The sequence below is a fragment of the Pseudothauera nasutitermitis genome (genome assembly GCF_004801295.1).
In the GTDB taxonomy this organism is placed as follows: domain Bacteria; phylum Pseudomonadota; class Gammaproteobacteria; order Burkholderiales; family Rhodocyclaceae; genus Pseudothauera; species Pseudothauera nasutitermitis.
This window is the reverse complement of sequence record NZ_SSOC01000012.1, coordinates 12,289-32,629: the sequence shown is the minus strand read 5'-3', so window position 1 is coordinate 32,629 and position 20,341 is coordinate 12,289. Positions and strand designations below refer to the sequence as shown.

Below are 20,341 nucleotides of genomic sequence, written 5' to 3'. Positions count from 1 at the left end.
CGAAGATGGCTCGGCCGCACAACAACCAAGCACCCACACTTATCGGTTGTTCAACTTTTTAAAGAACTGCTGCACCAGCAGCGAAGAAGCGAGATTGTGGGGCAATCCAGAAAACTCGTCAACCCCCTCAAACCAACCAACCCCGGACAACCCAAACCGCCAAATCGCCCGAAAACCGCTTCTGCGCTCGACCAGAGGGCCGGAAAACAGACCGCCCAACAGCGAAGAGCCGCGAATTATAGGGGCCACAAGAATCGTGTCAAGGCTTACGGGAAAAAACGCGTGGGCGGGCCTGACTCAGTAAGCACCGGGGCCGCCCGAATAGTTCTCGAAGCGCGTGCTTTCGCCGATGAAGGTCATGCGGACCATGCCGGTGGGGCCGTTACGATGCTTGCCGATGATCAGCTCCGCAGTGCCTTTGTCGGGGGAATCGGGGTTGTACACCTCGTCCCGGTAGATGAACATGATGATGTCCGCGTCCTGTTCGATGGCGCCAGACTCGCGCAGGTCAGACATCACCGGGCGCTTGTTGGGGCGCTGCTCGAGACTGCGGTTGAGCTGGGAGAGTGCGATGATCGGCACGTGCAGCTCCTTGGCCAGCGATTTCACCGAACGCGAGATTTCCGACAGTTCTGCTGCGCGGTTGTCGCCCTCTCGCGTGGAAGTCATCAGTTGCAGGTAGTCGATGACGATCAGGCCGAGTTTGCCGCATTGGCGCGCGAGGCGGCGGCAGCGGGCGCGCAGGTCGATGGGGTTGAGGCCGGGGGTTTCGTCGATGAAGATCGGCGCATCGTAAAGCTTGCCCATGGCAGCGGTGAGGCGCTGCCAATCCTCGTCGCCGAGGCGGCCGGAGCGGATCTTGCTCTGGTCGATGCGGCCGATGGAGGAGATGAAACGGGTCGCCAGCTGGGTGCCCGGCATTTCCATCGAGAAGATGGCCACGGGAAGGCGCTGTTCGACGGCGATGTGTTCGGCGACGTTGAGCGCGAAGGTGGTCTTGCCCATCGCCGGACGGCCGGCGACGACGATCATGTCGGAGGGCTGCAGGCCGGAGGTCATGCCGTCGAGGTCCACCAGCCCGGTCGGCACGCCGGTGACATCGCTCGGGTTGTCGCGGTCGTACAGCTCTTGAACGCGATCGACGACCTGCTTCAGGATGGGCTGGATGGAGACGAAGCCGCTGCTGTGGCGCGCCCCCGCCTCGGCAATCTCGAACACCTTGGCCTCGGCCTCGTCGAGCAGCAGCTTGGCGTCCTTGCCCGAAGGCGCCAGCGCGCTGGCGGCGATTTCGTCACCGACGGTCACCAGTTTGCGCAGGATGGCACGCTCGCGGACGATTTCCGCATAGCGCCGGATGTTGGCCGCCGATGGCGTGCTGTTGGCGATTTCCGCCAGATAGGCGATGCCCCCGGCCTGCTCGGCCTCGCCGCTCTTTTCCAGCGATTCGAACACGGTGACCACGTCGGCGGGCTTGCCGAAGTCGATCAGCTTGGCGACGTGGCGGTAGATGCGCCGGTGGTCGTCGCGGTAGAAATCCGCCTCGCTGACCAGGTCGGCCACGCGCTCCCAGGCCGCGTTGTCGAGCAGGATGCCGCCGATCAGCGACTGCTCGGCCTCCAGCGAATGCGGCGGCAGGCGGATGCCGGCGATCTGGGGGTCGGAAAAGCCTTCCGGGGATCGGCTGCGGGCGGAACTGGCCATGATCGGGTCGGGATGCGATGAAGCGGAAAGGGGGATTCTAGCGGAGCGCCCGGCATGCCGGCTCCGCAAAAAACAAAAGGCTGCCGAAGCAGCCTTTTGTCGATGTGCCCAAGCAGCGCTTACTGCTGGTCGCCGAGCACGGAGACGGTGATGGTGGTCACCACGTCGGAGTGCAGCGCGACTTCCAGCGGGAAATCGCCAACCAGCTTCAGCGGACCGTCCGGCATGCGGATGGCGGAACGCTCGATTTCGAACCCCTGGGCAGCCAGCGCCTCGGCGACGTCGGCGTTGGTGACGGAGCCGAACAGGCGGCCGTCCATGCCAGCCTTGCGGGTGATCTGCACCAGCAGGCCTTCCAGCTTGCCGGCCAGCTCCTGGGCGGAACCCAGCTTTTCGGCCTGCGCACGTTCGAGTTCGACGCGGCGCGCCTCGAACTCGGCCAGGTTGGCGGCGTTGGCACGCTTGGCCTTGCCTTGCGGGATCAGGTAGTTGCGCGCGTAGCCGTCCTTGACCTTGACCACGTCGCCCAGGGCGCCGAGGTTGACGACCTTTTCGAGAAGAATGATTTGCATGTTCCCGTTCCCCTCTTACTGGTGCAGGTCGGTGTACGGCAGCAGCGCCAGGAAGCGTGCGCGCTTGACGGCCACCGACAGCTGACGCTGGTAGCCGGCCTTGGTGCCGGTGATGCGCGCCGGCATGATCTTGGCGTTTTCGGTGATGAAATCCTTCAGCACGTCGACGTCCTTGTAATCCACCTCTTCGACCTTCTCGGCGGTGAAGCGGCAGAACTTGCGGCGCTTGAACAGGCCGCGGCCGCGGTCGTCCTTCTTCTTGAACTTGGGCTTGAAAGCCATTTTCAGTTTCCTTCCAGAAATTCGATCTTGTTCAGGTGCATCACCGGCGCCCGGCTGCGAAGGCTCTTCGCCGCCATGAATCCGGTGGCCCGTATCCTCATGCCCGGGGCTGCCGCGGCCAGCATGCCGGCCAGTTCGCCCACCGCCACCGCCTGCAGTTCCACCGAAACAGCGCGCGGGCGATCCGCTTCGATCTGTTCCGATTCATGCGCCAGCACGCAGTTCAGTACCGGCACACCCGCAGGAGTTCGACGCAACGGCTGCAACTCGGCGAGCACGGCGTCGAGGCGGAGTTCATTCAGCCCCGGCGTTGCCACCTCAGGCGGACTGCGCCTCGGCAGGCTTTTCCTCTTCGCCGGCGGCGGGGGTCAGCGAGCGGGACTTCTCTTCCTTCATCATCGGCGACGGGGCGGTCACGGCCTTCTTCATCTTGATGACGAGGTGGCGCAGCACGGCGTCGTTGAACTTGAAGGAATGCTCCAGCTCACCCAGGGCCTCGCCGTCGCACTCGATGTTCATGAGCACGTAGTGGGCCTTGTGCACCTTCTGGATCGGGTAGGCCAGTTGACGGCGGCCCCAGTCTTCCAGACGGTGGATCTGCCCTTCGCGGGCAGTGACGATCGCCTTGTAGCGATCGATCATCGCCGGGACCTGTTCGGACTGGTCCGGGTGGACGATGAAAACGACTTCATAGTGTCGCATGTAGACTCCTTGCGGTTGATGGCAGCCCCCCGGCATGCGAGAACCAGTGGGGCAAGGGAAAGCGCGCGATTTTAGCAAGAACGCGAGAAAAATCAAAGGCCGTCCATTGGCAGCGCCGGATGGCGTACATGCCTGCTTACATTCCCGCCGGCCTGCCATGGAGCACGGCCCTTAGCATGCGGTCTATCCCGAACGAGCGCCACGGGCGCGTTTGCCGAGCGGAGAGCCATCATGACCAGCCTTGCCAGTCCCAACAAACTGTTCGCCATGCTGCTGTGCGGCAGCCTGCTCGGCCTGGGCGCCGCCACGGTGGAAGCCCACGGCGGGTCGCGCTGGGCACAGGTCGGCCCGGCCTGGGGCGGACAGCGCGATCATCGCCCGGGCTACGACCGCCATCGCGGACCGCGCGAGGTCGTGGTGGTGCGCGAGCGCTACTACCAGCCACCTCCGCGCGTGGTGCAGCGCCACTACTACTATCCGCCGTATCCGGCCTACCCGGCCTATTACGACCGCGGCTACCGCCGCGCGCCGGCACCCGCGGTGGTCATCAACCTGCCGCCGGTGGTCATTCCGCTGCGCTGAATCCGGCCGGAAGCGCGCCTCAGCGCGGGCGCGCTTCCCAGATTTTCTGCAGGCGCTTCACCGATACCGGCATCGGCGTCTTCAGTTCCTGGGCGAACAGCCCCACGCGCAGTTCTTCCAGCAGCCAGCGGAATTCCTCCAGACGCGGATCTTCCACGCCGGCACGGCGCTTGGCGATCTGTTCGCGCTCCCACTGGCGGGCCAGCGCCTGCCATTCGCCCAGCAACTGCGCGTCGCGCGCGGGGTTGTTGCGGAGTTTGTCGAGGCGGATCGACGCCCCCTTCAGGTAACGCGGCAACTGCGCGAGGCGCTCCCACGGATGGGCGAGCAGGAAGTCGCGCGGCAGCAGCGCGGCGATCTGCGCCTGGATGTCCGCGACCGCTTCGGGAAAGGTCTTCAGTCCGGACAGGCGCTTTTGCAGGGCCGCGTACTCGACGGCCAACTGCCCGGCCAGGCGCATGAATTCCTGCGCCACCAGCGTGATGCGCGGCTTGGCCTCGGCGCAGCGCCGCGCGAAGGATTCGGCGTCCGCGGGCCAGGGTTCTTGCAGGCAGCAGCGGCGCAGGGTGGCCGCGACCAGGCGGGATTTCAGCTCGGCGTCGGAGCAGAAAGGCATCATTTGCAGCGCCAGTTCGCGCAGCCCCGGCAGTTTCTCGATGGCGCGCACCTGATCCTTCAGATTCAGCGCAAACAGGCGGGCCAAGCCGCCCGCGTGGATGCGCGCGGCTTCCTCGGGCGTGTCGTAGGGGCGCAGCGAGACGCTGTCGCCGTCGTCGTGCAGGGCGGGGAAACCGATCACCTCGCGGCCGTCCACGCGGATTTCCAGCAGTTCCGGCAGGGCGCCGAAGGTCCAGGCGATCAGCCCGCCCGGCACGCCGGCGGGCTTAGCGGCCGCCGCCTGTGGCTTGGCGACGGCATCCGTGGGCGCTTCCTGTGATTTCTTTCCCGCCGGCGGTGCCCCGGCCGGCGCACCGACGTTGTCGATGCGCGCGGCGCGGAAGCGGTTGGCGATCTGCTCGCGGTAGCGCGCGCGCAATTCGGCAAGATCGCGCGACTGGCCGAGCACGCGGCCGTGTTCGTCGATCACGCGGAAATTCATGAAGCAGTGCAGATGGAGGTTTTCCGCGCGGAAGGATTCCAGCGGCAGCTTGAGCGACACGCGCTCTTCGACGAAAGCCTGCAGCGCACGCAGCAGCGCGTCGTCGGTATCCAGTTCGCCGGCCTCGAACAGCGCCATGAAGGCCGCCGCGCTGTCGGCGATGGGCTGCAGCCGGTGGCGGTGCTTCTGCGGTACGGTGCGCAGCAGCGCGGCGACCTTTTCTTCCAGCAGGCCGGGCACCAGCCATTCGCAGCGCGCGGCGGGGATCTGGTTGAGCATGGCCAGCGGCACGGTCAGGGTAACGCCATCGTCGGCCTCGCCCGGCGCATGCAGGTAGGCGAGCTTGAGCGCCTGGCCGAGCACTTCGAAATGCGCCGGGAAGCGGTCGGTGGTGATGCCCTCGGCCTCGTGGCGCATCAGTTGTTCGCGGGCCAGGTGGAGCAGTTTCGGCTCTGCTCGCTCGGCCTGCTTGCGCCAGCGTTCGAAGCTGGGCAGATCGACCACCTCGGCCGGCAGCTTGGCGTCATAGAAGGCGTGGATGAGTTCTTCATCCACCAGCACGTCGGGGCGCCGGCTCTTGTGTTCGAGGCGCTCGATCTCCTCGACCAGTTTCAGGTTGTGGCGCAGGAAGGGCATGGCGCGCGCCGCGCCCTCGGCGATCTCGCCCTGCACCAGCCCTTCGCGGATGAACAGTTCGCGGCACAGTGCGGGGTCGGTGTCGCGGTAGCCCACGCCGCGCCGCGCGTACAGCACCAGGCCGTGCACGGTGCCGCGCTCCCAGGCGCGCACGCTGCCTGCGCTCTTGGACCAGTGCGGTTCGAAGACGTGGCGGCGCAGCAGGTGGGCGCCGACCTCTTCCACCCATTCCGGTTCGATGCGCGCCAGGCAGCGCGCGAACAGGCGGGTGGTATCGACCAGTTCGGCGGCCATGATCCATTTGCCGGCCTTCCTGGCGAGCGCCGAGCCCGGATGCGGCCAGAAGCGGATGCCCCGCGCGCCCAGGTAGCTGCCGGCCTGCGGGCCGGAGGCGTCCTCGGCGCGGCAGCCGATGTGGCCGAGCAGGCCAGCGAGCAGGGCCTTGTGCAGCGGCTCGTAGGCGATCGGGCGCGCCTCGGCGGCGGGCGCGGCGGCCTTGCCTGCCGTGTTCTTGCCCGCCGTGGCCGGTTTGCCGCCCCCCTCGCCCTCCTCGCCTTCCGGGTGCCAGCCATGCTCGGCGCACAGGGCGTGGAGCTGGTTGTACACGTCGCGCCATTCGCGCAGGCGCAGCCAGGAAAGGTAGTGCTTCTTGCACCAGGCTTTCTGCTTGCTGGACGTCTCGTGGCGCTGTACCTCGTTCCAGGCGCGCCACAGGTGCAGGTACCAGAGAAATTCGGAACGCTGGTCCTGCTCGCCGCCACGGAAGCGCGCATGTGCCTGATCGGCGGCGCCGGGGTTGTCCTGCGGGCGTTCGCGCGGGTCCTGCACGGACAGGGCGGCGGCCACCACCAGCATCTCGCCCAGGCAAGCACGTTCGCGCGCGGCGAGGATCATGCGGCCGACCTTGGGGTCGAGCGGCAGCTTGGCGAGTTCGCGGCCCACCGGGGTGAGCTCGCGCGCGTCGTCGTCGGTGACCGCGCCGAGCTCGGCGAGCAGCTGGTAGCCGTCGCCGATCATGCGCGGCGAGGGCGGGTCGATGAAGGGAAAATCCTCCACCGCGCCCAGGCCGAGCGCCTTCATGCGCAGGATCACCCCGGCCAGCGAGGAGCGCAGGATTTCCGGATCGGTGTGCGCGGGGCGGCGCTCGAAATCGTCCTCGCCGTACAGGCGGAAGCAGATGCCGTCCATCACCCGCCCGCAGCGCCCGGCGCGCTGGCGCGCGGCGGACTGGGCGACCTTTTCCACCTGCAGCTGCTCGACCTTGTTGCGGTAGCTGTAGCGTTTGACGCGCGCCAGGCCGGTATCGACCACGTAGCGGATGCCCGGCACGGTGAGCGAGGTTTCCGCCACGTTGGTGGCCAGCACCACGCGGCGGCCCTTGGAGCCGGCGAACACGCGCGCCTGTTCCTGCGCGGACTGGCGGGCGAACAGGGGCAGGATTTCGGTGCCGGCGGCATGGTGGGCGTGGCGCAGGGCTTCGGCGGCCTCGCGGATTTCGCGCTCGCCGGGGAGGAACACCAGCACGTCGCCGGGGCCGCTGGCCTGGGCCTCGTCCACCGCATCCACCAGAGCTTCGTACAGATCGCGCTTTTTGGCGTCGCGCCGGCCGGGGGCGTTGGCGTTGCTGTCGCTCTTGCCGCCCCCCTCATCCTCGGCCACCGGGCGGTAGCGCATTTCGATGGGGTAGAGGCGGCCGGAGACTTCGATGACCGGCGCGGGCCGGCCCGCGCCATCGGCGAAGTGGCGGGCGAAGCGTTCGGCGTCCAGCGTGGCGGAGGTGACGATCAGCTTCAGATCCGGCCGGCGCGGCAGCAGGGTACGCAGGTAGCCGAGCAGGAAGTCGATGTTCAGGCTGCGCTCGTGAGCCTCGTCGACGATCAGCGTGTCGTAGGCGGACAGCCACGGATCGCCCTGGGTTTCGGCGAGCAAGATGCCGTCGGTCATCAGCTTGATGGCGGAGGACGGCGACAGCCGGTCGGTGAAGCGGATCTTGTAGCCCACCGCCTGGCCCAGTTCGGACTTCAGTTCCTGGGCGATGCGCGCGGCGGTGCTGCGCGCGGCGATGCGGCGCGGCTGGGTGTGGCCGATCAGCCCATGCGCGCCGCGCCCGAGTTCCAGGCAGATCTTGGGCAGCTGGGTGGTCTTGCCGGAGCCGGTTTCGCCGCAGACGATGATGACCTGGTGGTCGCGGATGGCAGCGGCAATTTCCGCACGGCGCTGGTTGACCGGCAGGTCTTCGGGGAATTCGGGACGCGGCAGCGCGGCGCGGCGGGCGGCCACCGCGGCGCGCGAACGGCTCAGCAGCGCCTCCAGGTCGGCCTGCAGCTTGTCGCGCTTGGCGCCGCTGGCGCGCCCCAGCGCGCGGGACAGGCCGATCAGCCGCCCGCGGTCGGCGGCCAGGCAATCGTCGAAGGACACCCCCGCGCCGACGGCAGCGGGTTTCATCGGAACAGGTTCGGACACTCAGGCACGCAACAGATTGAACAGCGTATAGCCCGCCCAGGCCGCCAGCAGCGCACCGGCCACATGGGCCACGGTATGCACCGCCAGCCAGCCCCAGGCGCCGCGCTGGGCAAGCAACAGGCCTTCGGCGGAAAAGGTGGAGAAGGTGGTCATGCCGCCGAGCAGGCCGGTGGTCAGCAGCAGCTTGAGCGCGGGGGACATCGCCGGCCAGGCGTGCACGGCGGCCAGCACCATGCCCATCAGCAGGCCGCCGCCCAGGTTGACGGCCAGCGTGCCCAACGGCAGCGGGGCGAACAGCGGATTCAGCCAGATGCCCAGCCCCCAGCGCAGCCAGGTGCCGCAGGCGCCGCCGATGCCGACGGCGAGGAAGGAGACGAGGGACGATTGCGCGGACATGCCGGCCTCTTGGTTATGCGCTTACCCGGCGGCCGCTTCGGCGCGCTGCGCCACCACGCGCAGATCCTGCCCCAGCGTACGCATGTCGGCACCGCTGGGCGCCTGGAACACGCGCAGGCCGAATTCCGGCACCACGGCCAGCAGGTGGTCGAAGATGTCGGCCTGGATGCCTTCGTACGCCACCCAGGCGGTGGTCGCGGTGAAGCAGTACAGCTCCAGCGGCAGGCCCTCGGCGGTCGGCGCGAGCTGGCGCACCATCAGCGTCATGCCCTGGTGGATGCCGGGATGCTTGCGCAGGTAGCGCTCCACATAGGCGCGGAAGGTGCCGATGTTGGTCAGCCGGCGGCGGTTGACCTCTTCGCTGGCGCCATCGGCGTGCTCGTTGTTCCACTCGCCCAGTTCGCTGCGCTTGCCTTCCAGGTATTCGCCGAGCAGCGCGAAGCGGCTCAGGCGGGCGATTTCCGCATCGGTGAGGAAGCGCACGCTCTGCTGGTCGAGGAACAGGCTGCGCTTGATGCGCCGCCCGCCGGATTCCTGCATGCCGCGCCAGTTCTTGAAGGAATCGCTGATCAGCCTCTTGGTCGGGATGGTGGTGATGGTCTTGTCCCAGTTCTGCACCTTCACCGTGTGCAGGGCGATGTCGATCACGTCGCCGTCGGCGTTCTGCCCCGGCATCTCGATCCAGTCGCCCACGCGCACCATGTCGTTGGAGCCGAGCTGCACGCTGGCCACCAGCGACAGCAGGGTGTCCTGAAAGATCAGCATGAGCACCGCGGCCATCGCGCCCAGGCCGGAGAGCAGGATCAGCGGCGAGCGGTCGATCAGGCTGGCGATCACCAGGATGGTGGTGAACACATACACGACGATCTTGAGCACCTGCACGTAGCCCTTGATCGGCCGCCGATGGGCATCCGGGCGGCGCTCGTAGAGGGCGTTCGCCAGATCCAGCGCGCCGCCCACGGCGAGCGCGATGGTCAGCACGACGAAGGCGCTGCTGACATTCACCACCACCTTCACCAGCGCCTCGGGCAGGCCGGGGATCATGCCGATGCCCACCGAGAGCACCAGCGCCGGCACCACGTTGGCCAGCCGGGCGATGACCCGCATGGGGGAAAGCTGCTCATTCTTCACCCGGTCGAGCAACGCCACCAGACGGCCCAGGCCGCGCAGCAGGATGTGTTTGGTGAGCCAGTTGGCCAGCCAGGACAACAGCACCAGCAGGCCCAGCGCCCCCAGCGGGTGCAGTTCAAACCATTGAACGAATTCTTCGATGCGCCCGGTCATCGGTTTCCTCCTTCTGTGTTCGTCCGCCACGCTACCTTGCAGCGCAACACGAATGCCGATTATACCGGCAGCCCTCTCGCCCGCTCCGGCTCCGCCCGCCCGGGCACGGCGGGGCGGCCATGCAAAGGCTTGCACCCCAGGTGCAAGAAGTTGCGCCGATTTCATTTTTCCGGAAAAGCAAATCCCCTATTTATCAGCAGGATAGAAAAACCACTCCACTGGCACCGATATTGCGAACCCGCCTATTGCTTAGTTCGTAGTCCGTAACAGGAGTGGAGAAAATGAAATCGAAAGAACTGGCGGTAGACCGGATCGCCGAACATCTGCGCGACGGCATGAGCATCCTATTCGGCGGCTTCATGGGCAACGGCACGCCCAAGGCCATCGTGCAGGCCATCATGGATTCCGGCGTCAAGGAGCTGACCATCATCGGTAACGACACCGCCTTCGTCGATACCGGCGTCGGTCCGCTGATCACCCACGACCGCGTGCGCAAGGTGATCGCCACACACATCGGCCTGAACCCGGAAACCGGCCGCAGGATGATGGCCGCCGAGATGGAAGTGGAGCTGGTGCCCCAGGGCACGCTGATCGAGCGCATCCGCTGCGGCGGCGCCGGCCTCGGCGGCTTCCTGACGCCCACCGGCGTGGGCACCGTGGTCGAGGACGGCAAGCAGAAAATCACCATCCAGGGCGTCGAGTACCTGCTCGAACAGGCGCTGCGCGCCGACCTGGCCATCGTGCAGGCGCACAAGGCCGACCGCGCGGGCAACCTGCGCTACCGCCTGTCCGCGCGCAACTTCAATCCCATCGTGGCGCTCGCGGCCGACAAGGTGATCGCCGAGACCGAGCATCTGGTGGAAGTCGGCGAGATCGACCCGGACGACGTGATGACCCCGGGCGTGCTGGTCGATTACATCGTGTGCCACTGAGAGGGAGAGAAAAAATGAATGCGAAAGAACTGATCGCGCGCCGCGTGGCGCTCGAACTCAACGACGGCGACGTGGTGAACCTGGGCATCGGCCTGCCGACCCTGGTGGCCAACTACCTGCCGGAAGACGTCACCATCACCCTGCAGTCGGAAAACGGTTTCCTCGGCCTTGGCCCGGTCACCGAAGAAGACCCCTACCTGGTCAACGCCGGCGGCCAGCCTTGCGGCATGGTGCCGGGCGCGGCGATGTTCGACAGCGCCTTCTCCTTCGCGCTGATCCGCGGCGGCCACGTGGATGCCTGCGTGCTCGGCGGCCTGGAGGTGGACCAGCACGCCAACCTGGCCAACTGGATGGTGCCGGGCAAGATGGTGCCGGGCATGGGCGGCGCCATGGACCTGGTGACCGGCGCGCGCCGCGTGATCATCGCCATGGAGCATTGCGCGAAGAACGGTGCGCCGAAGATCCTCAAGGAATGCACGCTGCCGCTCACCGCCAAGGGCAAGGTCAGCACCATCGTCACCGAACTGGCGGTATTCGAGTTCGAGGACGGCGTGCTGACCCTGTGCGAACACGCGCCCGGCGTCGATCTGGCGCAGATCCGCGCCAGTACCGCGGCGGATTTCGCGGTTTCGCCGGACTTCGCTGAAATGCAGATCAGCCAGACGGGGATGCCATCATGATCGGCCAGATTTCGCGCTTCATGAGCAACTTCGTCAGCCGGTATCTGCCCGATCCGCTGATCTTCGCGCTGCTGCTCACGCTGATCACCTACTTCAGCGCGCTCGGGCTGACCGACAGCACGCCGGCCAGCCTGGTGAAGATGTGGGGCGACGGCTTCTGGAACCTGCTGGCCTTCGGCATGCAGATGGCGCTGATCGTGGTCACCGGCCACGCGCTCGCCAGTTCCGGTCCGGTCAAGAACCTGCTCGGCATCACGGCCTCCATCGCCAAGACCCCGGTACAGGGGGTGATGCTGGTGACCTTCATCGGCTCCATCGCCTGCATCATCAACTGGGGTTTCGGCCTGGTGGTCGGCGCCATGTTCGCCCGCGAGGTGGCGCGGCGCATTCCGGGTTCGGACTACCCGCTGCTGATCGCCTGCGCCTACATCGCCTTCATGACCTGGGGCGGTGGCTTCTCCGGCTCCATGCCCTTGCTGGCGGCCACGCCGGGCAACCCGGTGGCGCACTACATGGTCACCGAGGCCAACCCGGACGGCATCATCCCGATTACCCAGACCATCTTCACCGGCTACAACATCTTCATCACCCTGGGTCTGGTCGTGCTGCTGCCCTTCGTCACCCGCATGATGTTCCCCAAGAACGGCCAGGTGGTGACGGTAAACCCGGCGCTGCTGGCGCCGGAGCCGGACTTCCAGAAGAAGATCGGCCCGGACGCCAGCGTGGCCGAGAAGATGGAGGAAAGCCGCCTGCTGTCGTGGATCATCGGCCTGCTGGGGGTCTCCTACCTGGTGATCTACTTCCGCGCGAAGGGCTTCAACATCACCATCAACACGGTGAACCTGATCTTCCTGATCGCCGGCATCCTGCTGCACAAGACGCCGATGGCCTACATGCGCGCGGTTTCGCACGCGGCCAAGAGCACCGCGGGCATCCTCATCCAGTTCCCGTTCTACGCAGGCATCCAGTTGATGATGGAGCACTCCGGCCTGGGCGGGCTGATCACCGACTTCTTCATCGACATCGCCACCAAGGACACCTTCCCGGTACTGACCTTCCTCAGCTCCGCGATGATCAACTTCGCGGTGCCCTCGGGCGGTGGCCACTGGGTGGTGCAGGGCCCCTTCGTCATCCCCGCCGCACAGGCGCTGGGGGCCGACCTGGGCAAGGCGACGATGGCGATCGCCTACGGCGAGCAGTGGATGAACATGGCGCAGCCGTTCTGGGCGCTGCCGGCGCTGGCCATCGCCGGCCTGGGCGTGCGCGACATCATGGGCTACTGCATGACCGCGCTGATCTTCACCGCGCCGATCTTCCTGATCGGGCTGTGGTTCTTCTGAACAGGAGAGGACTTACACCATGGAAAACATCGTAATCGTCAGTGCCACACGCACCCCCATCGGCACCTTCAACGGCGCCCTGGCCCCGGTGAGCGCGGCGGAACTGGGCGCGGTGGTGATCCGCGAGGCCATCGCCCGCGCCGGCATCCAGGCCACCCAGGTGGATGAGGTGATCATGGGCCACGTGCTGCAGGCCGGCCAGGGGCAGAACCCGCCGCGCCAGGCCGCGCTGCGCGCCGGCGTGCCGGACGCGGTGCCGGTATTCGGGGTCAGCAAGGTATGCGGCTCCGGGCTGAAAAGCGTGACCCTGGCGGTGCAGGCGCTGCTCGCCGGAGATGCCGAAATCATCGTCGCCGGCGGCATGGAGAACATGTCCACCGCGGCCTATGTGCTCGACAAGGCGCGCTGGGGCTACCGCATGGGCAACGGCCAGCTGATCGACACGATGATCTCCGACGGCCTGAGCTGCGCCATGAACCTGTACCACATGGGCATCACCGCCGAGAACGTCGCCGAGAAGCACGGCATCACCCGCGAGGCGCAGGATGCCTTCGCGCTGCGTTCCCAGCAGCGCGCCTCCAAGGCGGTGGCCGACGGCGTGTTCGACAAGGAGATCGTTCCGGTGACCATCGCCTCGCGCAAGGGCGACATCGTCTTCGCCCGCGACGAGTATCCGCGCGCCGACGTCACCGCCGAGGGGCTGGCCAAGCTCAAGCCGGCCTTCAAGAAGGACGGCACGGTGACCGCCGGCAACGCCTCGGGCATCAACGACGGCGCCGCCGCCGTGGTGCTGATGACCGAGCGCAAGGCCAAGGAACTGGGCCTGCAGCCGCTCGCCCGCGTGCGCGGCTACGCCAGCGCCGGGGTCGATCCCGCGCTGATGGGCCTGGGCCCGGTGCCGGCCACGCGCAAGGCGCTCGCCAAGGCCGGCCTGCAGTTGGGCGACATCGACCTGATCGAGGCCAACGAGGCCTTCGCCGCGCAGTCGCTGGGCGTGGCGGCGGAGCTGGGTTTCGACCCCGACAAGGTCAACGTGCATGGCGGCGCCATCGCCCTGGGCCATCCCATCGGCGCCAGCGGCACGCGCATCCTGGTCACCCTGCTGCACGGCATGCAGGCGGCCGATGCGCAACTCGGCCTAGCCACGCTGTGCATCGGCGGCGGCCAGGGCACGGCGGTGATCGTCGAGCGCGTCTGATCCGGCACGCGTGAACCGAACAGGGGCCCGGCCGCGCCACATGCGGCCGGGCCCCTGTCTTTTGTTGCTTGCTCAGGATTCCCGCGTGCCCTGCAGGTCGTGCTCCTGCAGCTTGTACAGCAGCGTGCGCTTGCTCACCCCGAGCGCCTTGGCGGTCAGTTCGCGGTGGCCGTTGTGCTGGCGCAGCGTGCTTTCGATCAGTTCGCGCTCGAAGTTCTTCACGCATTCCTTCAGGCTGCTCTCGCCCGCGCGCAGCGTGGGGAAGGCATCGTCGCCGTCGGGCCGGCCGATCTGCGCGGGCAGGTCTTCCACGCCGATGAAGGCGCCGGCGGCGAGGATCACCGCGCGCTCCACCGCGTTGGACAGTTCGCGGATGTTGCCCGGCCAGGGGTAGACATTCATCGCGGCGATGGCCTCGGGCGAGAAGTCGATGATCTTCTTGTCGTTCTCCGCGCAGAAGCGCTGCATGAAGTGGCGCGCCAGCAGCACGATGTCCGCCGGGCGCTCGCGCAGCGGCGGCGGGTTGAGGGTCATCACGTTGAGGCGGTAGAACAGGTCCTGGCGGAAGGTCCCCGCCTCCACCATGTCTTGCAGATCGCGGTTAGTCGCGGCGATCAGACGGAAATCGGTCTTGATCGGATGCAGCCCGCCGATCGGCTCGAATTCCTTTTCCTGCAGCACGCGCAGGAATTTCACCTGCAAGGCGGGCGACATCTCGCCCACCTCGTCGAGCAGCAGGGTGCCGTGGTTGGCGCGCCAGAACAGGCCGGGCTGGCTGCTCTGCGCGCCGGTGAACGCGCCCTTCTCGTGGCCGAACAGCGTGCTTTCCAGCAGGCTCTCCGGCAGGGCGCCGCAATTGACCTTGATGAACGGGCCGGTGGCGCGCTTGCTGTGGTAGTGGATGGCCTTGGCGACCAGTTCCTTGCCCGTGCCGCTCTCGCCGACGATCAGCACGGTGGCGTTGGTCTGCGACACCTTGGCGATGTTGCGGCACACCTCCATCATGTTCGGGCAGTCGGTGAGGATGCGCTCGTGGCGGTCGTTGCTGTTGGGCAGTTCGATGCAGTGCAGCGCGGGCGCGGCGCGGCTCAGCGTGCTCAGTTCCAGCGCCTTGCCGATGAGCTGCTTGAGGTCCTCGACGTCGAAGGGTTTGACGATGTAGTCGAAGGCGCCGAGCTTGAGCGCATCCACCGCCGTTTCCACGCCGGCGTAGGCGGTCATCAGGATCATCGGCACTTCGGCGCGCATCTCCTTCATCCGCCGCAGGGCCTCCAGCCCGTCCACGCCGGGCATGCGGATGTCCAGCAGCACCAGGTCGAAGGCCTCGGCGCGGAAGGCATCGATGGCCTGCGCGCCATCGGCCACGCAGACGGTCCGGTAGCCTTCCTTCTCCAGCACCACGGAGATCAGCCGGCGCACGCTGTCCTGGTCGTCGGCAATCAGTATTCGATGAGACGGCATTGCAAACTCCGGTTCTACGCGGCGGGCAGGTGGATGGTGGCCACGGCCCCGCCGCCGGGGTGATTCTCCAGCACGATGCGCCCGCCGTGCGAGGCGACGATCTTCTGCGCCACCGCCAGCCCCAGGCCGGTGCCGGCGGGCTTGGTGGTGAAGAACGGGGCGAAGATCTTGTCGCCCAGTTCCACGTCGATGCCGCCGCCGGTATCGCGGATGCGCACGCACTGGTAGCGCCCGTCCGCCGACAGGCCGGATTCGATGGTCACCCGGCCCTGGCCGTCGATGGCCTGGATGGCGTTGATCAGCAGGTTGAGCAGCACCTGCTTGATCAGGTTGCGGTCCAGGTAGAGATCGGCGAGCCCGGCGTCCAGCCGGGTATCGAAGTCCACCTGCGCCGCGCCGGGCGAGGACTTCACCAGGATCAGGGTTTCGCGGATCAGTTCGTTGACGTCGGAGAGCACAAAGAAATTCTTCGCCGGCTTGGAGAAGTCGAGCAACTGCTGGATGACCAGATTGATGGAATCCACGCCCTGCAGAATGATGGCGATGAATTCCTCCTTCTCCGCCGGGCTGACGTCGTCGCGCAGGCACTGCACGAAGCCGCGCACCGCGGTCAGCGGGTTGCGGATCTCGTGCGCCACGCCGGCCATCAGTTCGCCGATGGCGGCCAGCCGCTGGCTCTGCTCGGCGATGTTCTGCATTTCCTTCTGCGCGGTGATGTCCTTGAACACCACCACCGCGCCGATGATCTCGCCGTGCTTGTTCTTCAGGTGGCTGGCGCTGGAGACCACCTTGAACACCTTGCCGGCCGCCGGGAAGTCCAGCTCCACGCCGACGTGGTCGCGCCCGTGGCGCAGGGTGTCGAGCAGCGGGCTCTGGAAGTGCTCGTCGTCGACGATGCTGTGGTAGGGCTTGCCCGCCGCCTCGGCCAGCGTCCAGCCGGTGATCTTCTGCGCGGCCGGATTCATCATGGTGATCTCGCCGTGCATGTTCACGGTGATCACGCTGTCGACGATGCTGTCGAGGATCATCTCGGTCATCGACTTGGCCTCGCTAAGCGCGGAGGCCAGGTGGTTCACCCCGTCGACGATCTCGTTCATCTCGCCCTTGAGCGGCTGGATGTTGCGGTGCAGGTCGGTGCTCAGCCCCTGCACGCCCTGCTTGATGATGGTGATGTCGTTCTGCAGGCGGTTGGAGATCAGCAGGGTGAGGAACACGCTGACCGAGATGCACAGCAGGCTGATCAGGATGATGTTCTTGTCCATCATCATGGTCTGCCGGTCGATGTCGGACACCAGCTCGTTGGCCCACACGTAGCCCAGCACCCGCCCCTCGCGCACCACCGGCACCATCGCGTTCATGATGTCGCCGCGCACCTGCGGCCCCTTCCATACCTCGGCGGCGGCGCTTTCCATCACCCGCCGGCCGGGGTGGTCGGACGCGATCGGCGTGCCCACGGTGCGGCCGTTCTCGCGGTCCGGCGCGTAGACGACGATGGCGTCGAGCGCCCGGTTGTAGTACCCCGCGCCCACCCCCGGCAGGTGGCGCACCAGCGCCTCGACGCGCGGCGACAGGCGCTCGTGCAGGCGGCGGATCTGCTCGGCGGCCGGCAGCGCCGCATCGGCTTCGTCGAAGGCATCGCCCAGTTCCTGGTCGAGCAGCGCGGCCACCGAGAACAGCTTGCCTTCCTTTTCCTGCATCAGCAGTTCGATGCCCTGGCGCTCCACGAAGAACGCGATGCACAGCGTGGACAGACACACCGTTGCGATGGTCAGCATCAGCATCTTCGCGTGGAAGGTTTCCGGGTAGATCCTGCGCAGCCACTGCAACTTCATTCTGGTCCTTCCCTGCCCGGAAACCACCCCGGCGCGGGTGCCTCCGCCCATCGGCCGCCTCGCGCGGCAAGACCCGTCAGGCTATACCCGCGGGGCTTCGGCTACAATGCCCGCCAATCCAAGAACCCCTGCGAAACCCCCTCGCAGCGCGACGCCGAGCACTTCCGATGACCCAGCACAACGCCTCCGACAAAGCCCCCGCCAGCAACTTCATCCGCAACATCGTCGAAGAAGACCGGCTCAACGGCAAATGGCAGGGCCGCGTGGAAACCCGCTTCCCGCCCGAACCCAACGGCTACCTGCACTACGGCCACGCCAAGTCGATCTGCCTGAACTTCGGCCTCGCCGAACAGTACGGCGGCACCTGCCACCTGCGTTTCGACGACACCAACCCGGAGAAGGAAGAGCAGGAGTACGTCGATGCCATCATCGACGCGGTGCGCTGGCTGGGCTTCGACTGGGGCGAGCACCTGTACTTCGCCTCGGACTACTTCGACAAGATGGCCGCATGTGCCGAATCGCTGATCCGCGCCGGCAAGGCCTACGTGGATTCGCTCTCCGCCGAGGACATGCGCGCCTGGCGCGGCACGCTCACCGAACCGGGCAAGGACAGCCCCTACCGCACGCGCAGCGTGGAAGAGAACCTCGATTTGTTCGCCCGCATGCGCGCCGGCGAATTCGCCGACGGCACCCACGTGCTGCGCGCCAGGATCGACATGGCCAGCCCCAACCTCAACCTGCGCGACCCGGCCATCTACCGCATCCGCAAGGTGGCCCACCACCGCGCCGGCGACCAGTGGTGCGTGTACCCGATGTACACCTTCGCGCACCCCATCGAAGACGCCATCGAAAACATCACCCACTCCATCTGCACACTGGAGTTCGAGGACCAGCGTCCGTTCTACGATTGGTTGCTCGACGCGCTGGCCGAAGCCGGCCACTTCCCGCGCCCGCTGCCGCAGCAGATCGAGTTCGCCCGCCTCAACCTCACCTACGTGGTGCTCTCCAAGCGCAAGCTGATCCAGTTGGTCGACGAAGGCTTTGTCGCCGGCTGGGACGACCCGCGCCTGCCCACGCTGATCGGCGCGCGCCGGCGCGGCTACACGGCGGAAGGCTTCCGCCGCTTCGCCGAGCGCATCGGCGTGTCCAAGGCGGATTCGTGGATCGACATCAGCGTGCTGGAAGAATGCATGCGCGAGCACCTCAACGAAGCCGCCGAACGCCGCGTGGCCGTGCTCGACCCGCTCAAGCTGATCCTCACCAACTACCCGGAAGGCCAGTCCGAGCTCTGCCAGGCCCCCAACCACCCGCTCAAGCCGGAACTGGGCAAGCGCGACATGCCTTTCGGCCGCGAACTGTGGATCGAGCGCGAGGACTTCATGGAAGAGCCGGTGAAGGGCTACCACCGCCTCTACCCCGGCAACATGGCACGCCTGCGCTACGGCTTCGTCGTACGCTGCACCGGCTGCGAGAAGGACGCCTCTGGCCGCGTCACCGCCGTGCTCGCCGAGTACCTGCCGGATTCCAAGTCCGGCACGCCGGGCGCGGACAACTACAAGGTCAAGGGCAACCTGCACTGGGTATCCGCCGCCCACGGCCATCCAGCCGAAGTGCGCCTGTACGACCGCCTGTTCGCCCACCCGCACCCCGGCGCGCGCCGCGAAGGCGACGCGGAAGGGCTGGAGCGCAGCTTCCTCGACGACCTCAATCCGGATTCGGTGCGCGTCATCCAGGCATGGCTGGAACCCTCGCTGAAGGACGCGAAGCCCGAGGAGCGCTTCCAGTTCGAGCGCCACGGCTACTTCGTCGCCGACCGCGTGGATTCGCGCGAGGGTGCGCCGGTGTTCAACCGCGCGGTGACCCTCAAGGACACCTGGAAGAAGTAGATACCCGAATTTGCCCGTGGCCGCGATCCGGGTAGCATGGCAGGCATGCTGAAAGGAAGCGGAGCATGACCCACAGGCTGCGCGGCGCCCTCATCGCCATTGCGACCGTGGCCGCATTGGCCGCACTGGTGCTCTGGCTCAACCGGCCCCAGCCGCTGCCGGTGCTCGCCCAGGCCGCCGAACGCGGCCGGGTGGAAGCCAGCGTGTCCAACACCCGCGCCGGCGAGGTGGAAGCCTGCCAGCGCACCCGGCTGTCCACCATCCTGGGCGGACGCATCGACTACCTCGGCATCAAGGAAGGCGACCGCGTCGAAGCCGGCCAGGTGTTGATGCGCCTGTGGCACCAGGATCTCAGCGCGCGCGCCCAGGTGGCCGAGGCGCAACTCGCCACCGCGAAGAGCCGCGCACACGAAGCCTGCACCGTGGCCGTCAACGCCGAGCGCGAGGCCGAACGCCAGGAGGCGCTGGCCGCGCGCGGCTTCGTCTCCGCCTCACGGGTGGAGAGCGCCCGCACCGACGCCGAAGCACGCCGCGCCGCCTGCACCAGCGCGCACGCCGACATGGCCACCGCCGAACGCCAGCTCGCCGCGGCGGACATCGACCTGGGCCGCATCGTCATCGTCGCCCCATTCGCCGGCACCGTGGCGAAGATCACCGGCGAACTGGGCGAATACTCCACCCCCTCGCCGCCCGGCGTACCCACCCCGCCGGCCATCGACCTGATCGACGACTCCTGTCTGTACGTGAAGGCGCCGATGGACGAGGTGGATGCGCCGCGCATCCGTCCCGGCATGACGGCGCGGGTCAGCGTGGACGCCCTGCCCGGCCGCCACTTCGAAGCCACGGTGCGGCGGGTGGCGCCCTTCGTGTCCGCCCAGGAGCGCCAGGCGCGCACGGTGGACATCGACGTGGATTTCGCTTCGCAGGACGAGGCCCGCGGCCTGCTGGTGGGCTACAGCGCCGACGTGGAGATCGTCCTGGACAGCCGCGACGACGTGCTGCGCATCCCTTCCTCCGCGCTGCGCGGCGGCAATACCGTGCTGGTGATCGGCGCCGATGGAGTGCTGGAGGAGCGCGCCCTGCAGACCGGCGTGGCGAACTGGGAGTACACCGAGGTCGCCGCCGGGCTGGCCGAAGGCGAACGGGTGGTCACCTCGCTGGAGCGCGAGGGTGTGCGCCCCGGCGCGCGGGCCGTTCCTGAGACCACAAACACTCGCTGAATTAGCAGGTCCCTCCCCTTGAAGGGGAAGGGACCTGCTAACGGACGCCAGACATGTCCCATCAACAACGAAACA

General features: G+C 67.1%; 17 protein-coding genes. 7 read left to right on the top strand and 10 right to left on the bottom strand.

Annotated elements, in window-relative coordinates; genetic code table 11:
* Positions 1–297: 297 nt before the first annotated feature.
* From dnaB to rpsF, 5 genes are all read right to left on the bottom strand, one after another.
* Positions 298–1,701, bottom strand: coding sequence for a replicative DNA helicase (gene dnaB / locus E6C76_RS21870; protein ID WP_136350395.1), 1,404 nt, complete (start codon positions 1,699–1,701; stop codon positions 298–300).
* 119 nt (positions 1,702–1,820) lie between these two features.
* The gene (rplI, locus tag E6C76_RS21865; RefSeq protein ID WP_136350394.1) at positions 1,821–2,273 is read right to left on the bottom strand and encodes a 50S ribosomal protein L9; all 453 of its coding nucleotides are present in this window, start codon (positions 2,271–2,273) and stop codon (positions 1,821–1,823) included.
* Between the two features lie 15 nt (positions 2,274–2,288).
* Complete coding sequence (gene rpsR / locus E6C76_RS21860) at positions 2,289–2,555, bottom strand: 30S ribosomal protein S18 (protein WP_136350393.1); 267 nt, start codon at positions 2,553–2,555, stop codon at positions 2,289–2,291.
* A gap of 2 nt (positions 2,556–2,557) precedes the next feature.
* Positions 2,558–2,833: a primosomal replication protein N gene (priB, locus tag E6C76_RS21855; RefSeq protein ID WP_230976364.1), complete on the bottom strand. Its 276-nt coding sequence runs from the start codon at positions 2,831–2,833 to the stop codon at positions 2,558–2,560.
* Positions 2,834–2,873: 40 nt separating this feature from the next.
* Positions 2,874–3,257 carry a 30S ribosomal protein S6 gene (rpsF, locus tag E6C76_RS21850; RefSeq protein WP_136350391.1) on the bottom strand — a complete coding sequence of 128 codons (384 nt, stop codon included), beginning with the start codon at positions 3,255–3,257 and terminating at the stop codon, positions 2,874–2,876.
* Positions 3,258–3,488: 231 nt separating this feature from the next.
* On the opposite strand from rpsF, the gene E6C76_RS21845 reads away from it, so the two are divergent.
* Positions 3,489–3,839 carry a hypothetical protein gene (locus E6C76_RS21845; RefSeq protein WP_136350390.1) on the top strand — a complete coding sequence of 117 codons (351 nt, stop codon included), beginning with the start codon at positions 3,489–3,491 and terminating at the stop codon, positions 3,837–3,839.
* A 19-nt stretch (positions 3,840–3,858) separates the two neighbouring features.
* Here E6C76_RS21845 and hrpA read toward each other — a convergent pair whose 3' ends face one another.
* From hrpA to E6C76_RS21830, 3 genes are read right to left on the bottom strand one after another with little or no spacing between them, the layout of a single operon-like run.
* Complete coding sequence (hrpA, locus tag E6C76_RS21840) at positions 3,859–8,019, bottom strand: ATP-dependent RNA helicase HrpA (RefSeq protein WP_136350389.1); 4,161 nt, start codon at positions 8,017–8,019, stop codon at positions 3,859–3,861.
* Between the two features lie 18 nt (positions 8,020–8,037).
* Entirely contained in the window at positions 8,038–8,433 is a 396-nt protein-coding gene (gene crcB, locus E6C76_RS21835; RefSeq protein WP_136350388.1) for a fluoride efflux transporter CrcB, read from the bottom strand.
* Positions 8,434–8,454: 21 nt separating this feature from the next.
* Positions 8,455–9,717: a mechanosensitive ion channel family protein gene (locus E6C76_RS21830; RefSeq protein ID WP_136350387.1), complete on the bottom strand. Its 1,263-nt coding sequence runs from the start codon at positions 9,715–9,717 to the stop codon at positions 8,455–8,457.
* Between the two features lie 281 nt (positions 9,718–9,998).
* Between E6C76_RS21830 and atoD the strand changes: the two genes are divergently transcribed.
* The 4 genes from atoD to E6C76_RS21810 are packed head-to-tail and all read left to right on the top strand — an operon-like array spanning position 9,999 to position 13,867.
* Positions 9,999–10,649 (top strand): acetate CoA-transferase subunit alpha, encoded by a 651-nt coding sequence (gene atoD / locus E6C76_RS21825; RefSeq protein WP_136350386.1) that lies wholly within the window; start codon positions 9,999–10,001, stop codon positions 10,647–10,649.
* A gap of 14 nt (positions 10,650–10,663) precedes the next feature.
* On the top strand, positions 10,664–11,329 hold the full coding sequence (locus E6C76_RS21820; RefSeq protein WP_136350385.1) for a 3-oxoacid CoA-transferase subunit B: 666 nt from the start codon (positions 10,664–10,666) through the stop codon (positions 11,327–11,329).
* The gene (locus tag E6C76_RS21815) at positions 11,326–12,669 is read left to right on the top strand and encodes a TIGR00366 family protein (RefSeq protein WP_136350384.1); all 1,344 of its coding nucleotides are present in this window, start codon (positions 11,326–11,328) and stop codon (positions 12,667–12,669) included. The genes E6C76_RS21820 and E6C76_RS21815 overlap by 4 nt, the downstream gene beginning before the upstream one ends.
* Before the next feature lie 19 nt (positions 12,670–12,688).
* The gene (locus E6C76_RS21810; protein WP_136350383.1) at positions 12,689–13,867 is read left to right on the top strand and encodes an acetyl-CoA C-acetyltransferase; all 1,179 of its coding nucleotides are present in this window, start codon (positions 12,689–12,691) and stop codon (positions 13,865–13,867) included.
* A gap of 72 nt (positions 13,868–13,939) precedes the next feature.
* Here the strand turns inward: E6C76_RS21810 and E6C76_RS21805 are convergent, their stop codons facing one another.
* Positions 13,940–15,328, bottom strand: a complete 1,389-nt coding sequence (locus E6C76_RS21805) for a sigma 54-interacting transcriptional regulator (RefSeq protein ID WP_136350382.1) — start codon at positions 15,326–15,328, stop codon at positions 13,940–13,942.
* Positions 15,329–15,342: 14 nt separating this feature from the next.
* Complete coding sequence (atoS, locus tag E6C76_RS21800; protein ID WP_168734407.1) at positions 15,343–17,160, bottom strand: two-component system sensor histidine kinase AtoS; 1,818 nt, start codon at positions 17,158–17,160, stop codon at positions 15,343–15,345.
* A gap of 167 nt (positions 17,161–17,327) precedes the next feature.
* On the opposite strand from atoS, the gene E6C76_RS21795 reads away from it, so the two are divergent.
* Both E6C76_RS21795 and E6C76_RS21790 read left to right on the top strand, forming a co-directional pair.
* A complete protein-coding gene (locus E6C76_RS21795) occupies positions 17,328–19,046 on the top strand; it encodes a glutamine--tRNA ligase/YqeY domain fusion protein (RefSeq protein ID WP_136350380.1) in 1,719 nt (572 codons plus the stop codon).
* Positions 19,047–19,111: 65 nt separating this feature from the next.
* A complete protein-coding gene (locus E6C76_RS21790) occupies positions 19,112–20,266 on the top strand; it encodes an efflux RND transporter periplasmic adaptor subunit (protein WP_136350379.1) in 1,155 nt (384 codons plus the stop codon).
* Positions 20,267–20,341 lie beyond the last annotated feature (75 nt).

What these genes read in the sequence shown, in the direction of transcription:
- atoD (WP_136350386.1), top strand. Translation starts at nt 9,999, where the DNA reads ATGAAATCGAAAGAACTGGCGGTAGACCGGATCGCCGAACATCTGCGC.
- E6C76_RS21795 (WP_136350380.1), top strand. Translation starts at nt 17,328, where the DNA reads ATGACCCAGCACAACGCCTCCGACAAAGCCCCCGCCAGCAACTTCATC.
- E6C76_RS21820 (WP_136350385.1), top strand. Translation starts at nt 10,664, where the DNA reads ATGAATGCGAAAGAACTGATCGCGCGCCGCGTGGCGCTCGAACTCAAC.
- E6C76_RS21805 (WP_136350382.1), bottom strand. Translation starts at nt 15,328, where the DNA reads ATGCCGTCTCATCGAATACTGATTGCCGACGACCAGGACAGCGTGCGC.
- rpsF (WP_136350391.1), bottom strand. Translation starts at nt 3,257, where the DNA reads ATGCGACACTATGAAGTCGTTTTCATCGTCCACCCGGACCAGTCCGAA.
- rpsR (WP_136350393.1), bottom strand. Translation starts at nt 2,555, where the DNA reads ATGGCTTTCAAGCCCAAGTTCAAGAAGAAGGACGACCGCGGCCGCGGC.
- E6C76_RS21810 (WP_136350383.1), top strand. Translation starts at nt 12,689, where the DNA reads ATGGAAAACATCGTAATCGTCAGTGCCACACGCACCCCCATCGGCACC.
- E6C76_RS21815 (WP_136350384.1), top strand. Translation starts at nt 11,326, where the DNA reads ATGATCGGCCAGATTTCGCGCTTCATGAGCAACTTCGTCAGCCGGTAT.
- hrpA (WP_136350389.1), bottom strand. Translation starts at nt 8,019, where the DNA reads ATGAAACCCGCTGCCGTCGGCGCGGGGGTGTCCTTCGACGATTGCCTG.
- dnaB (WP_136350395.1), bottom strand. Translation starts at nt 1,701, where the DNA reads ATGGCCAGTTCCGCCCGCAGCCGATCCCCGGAAGGCTTTTCCGACCCC.
- E6C76_RS21845 (WP_136350390.1), top strand. Translation starts at nt 3,489, where the DNA reads ATGACCAGCCTTGCCAGTCCCAACAAACTGTTCGCCATGCTGCTGTGC.
- E6C76_RS21830 (WP_136350387.1), bottom strand. Translation starts at nt 9,717, where the DNA reads ATGACCGGGCGCATCGAAGAATTCGTTCAATGGTTTGAACTGCACCCG.
- rplI (WP_136350394.1), bottom strand. Translation starts at nt 2,273, where the DNA reads ATGCAAATCATTCTTCTCGAAAAGGTCGTCAACCTCGGCGCCCTGGGC.
- E6C76_RS21790 (WP_136350379.1), top strand. Translation starts at nt 19,112, where the DNA reads ATGACCCACAGGCTGCGCGGCGCCCTCATCGCCATTGCGACCGTGGCC.
- atoS (WP_168734407.1), bottom strand. Translation starts at nt 17,160, where the DNA reads ATGAAGTTGCAGTGGCTGCGCAGGATCTACCCGGAAACCTTCCACGCG.
- crcB (WP_136350388.1), bottom strand. Translation starts at nt 8,433, where the DNA reads ATGTCCGCGCAATCGTCCCTCGTCTCCTTCCTCGCCGTCGGCATCGGC.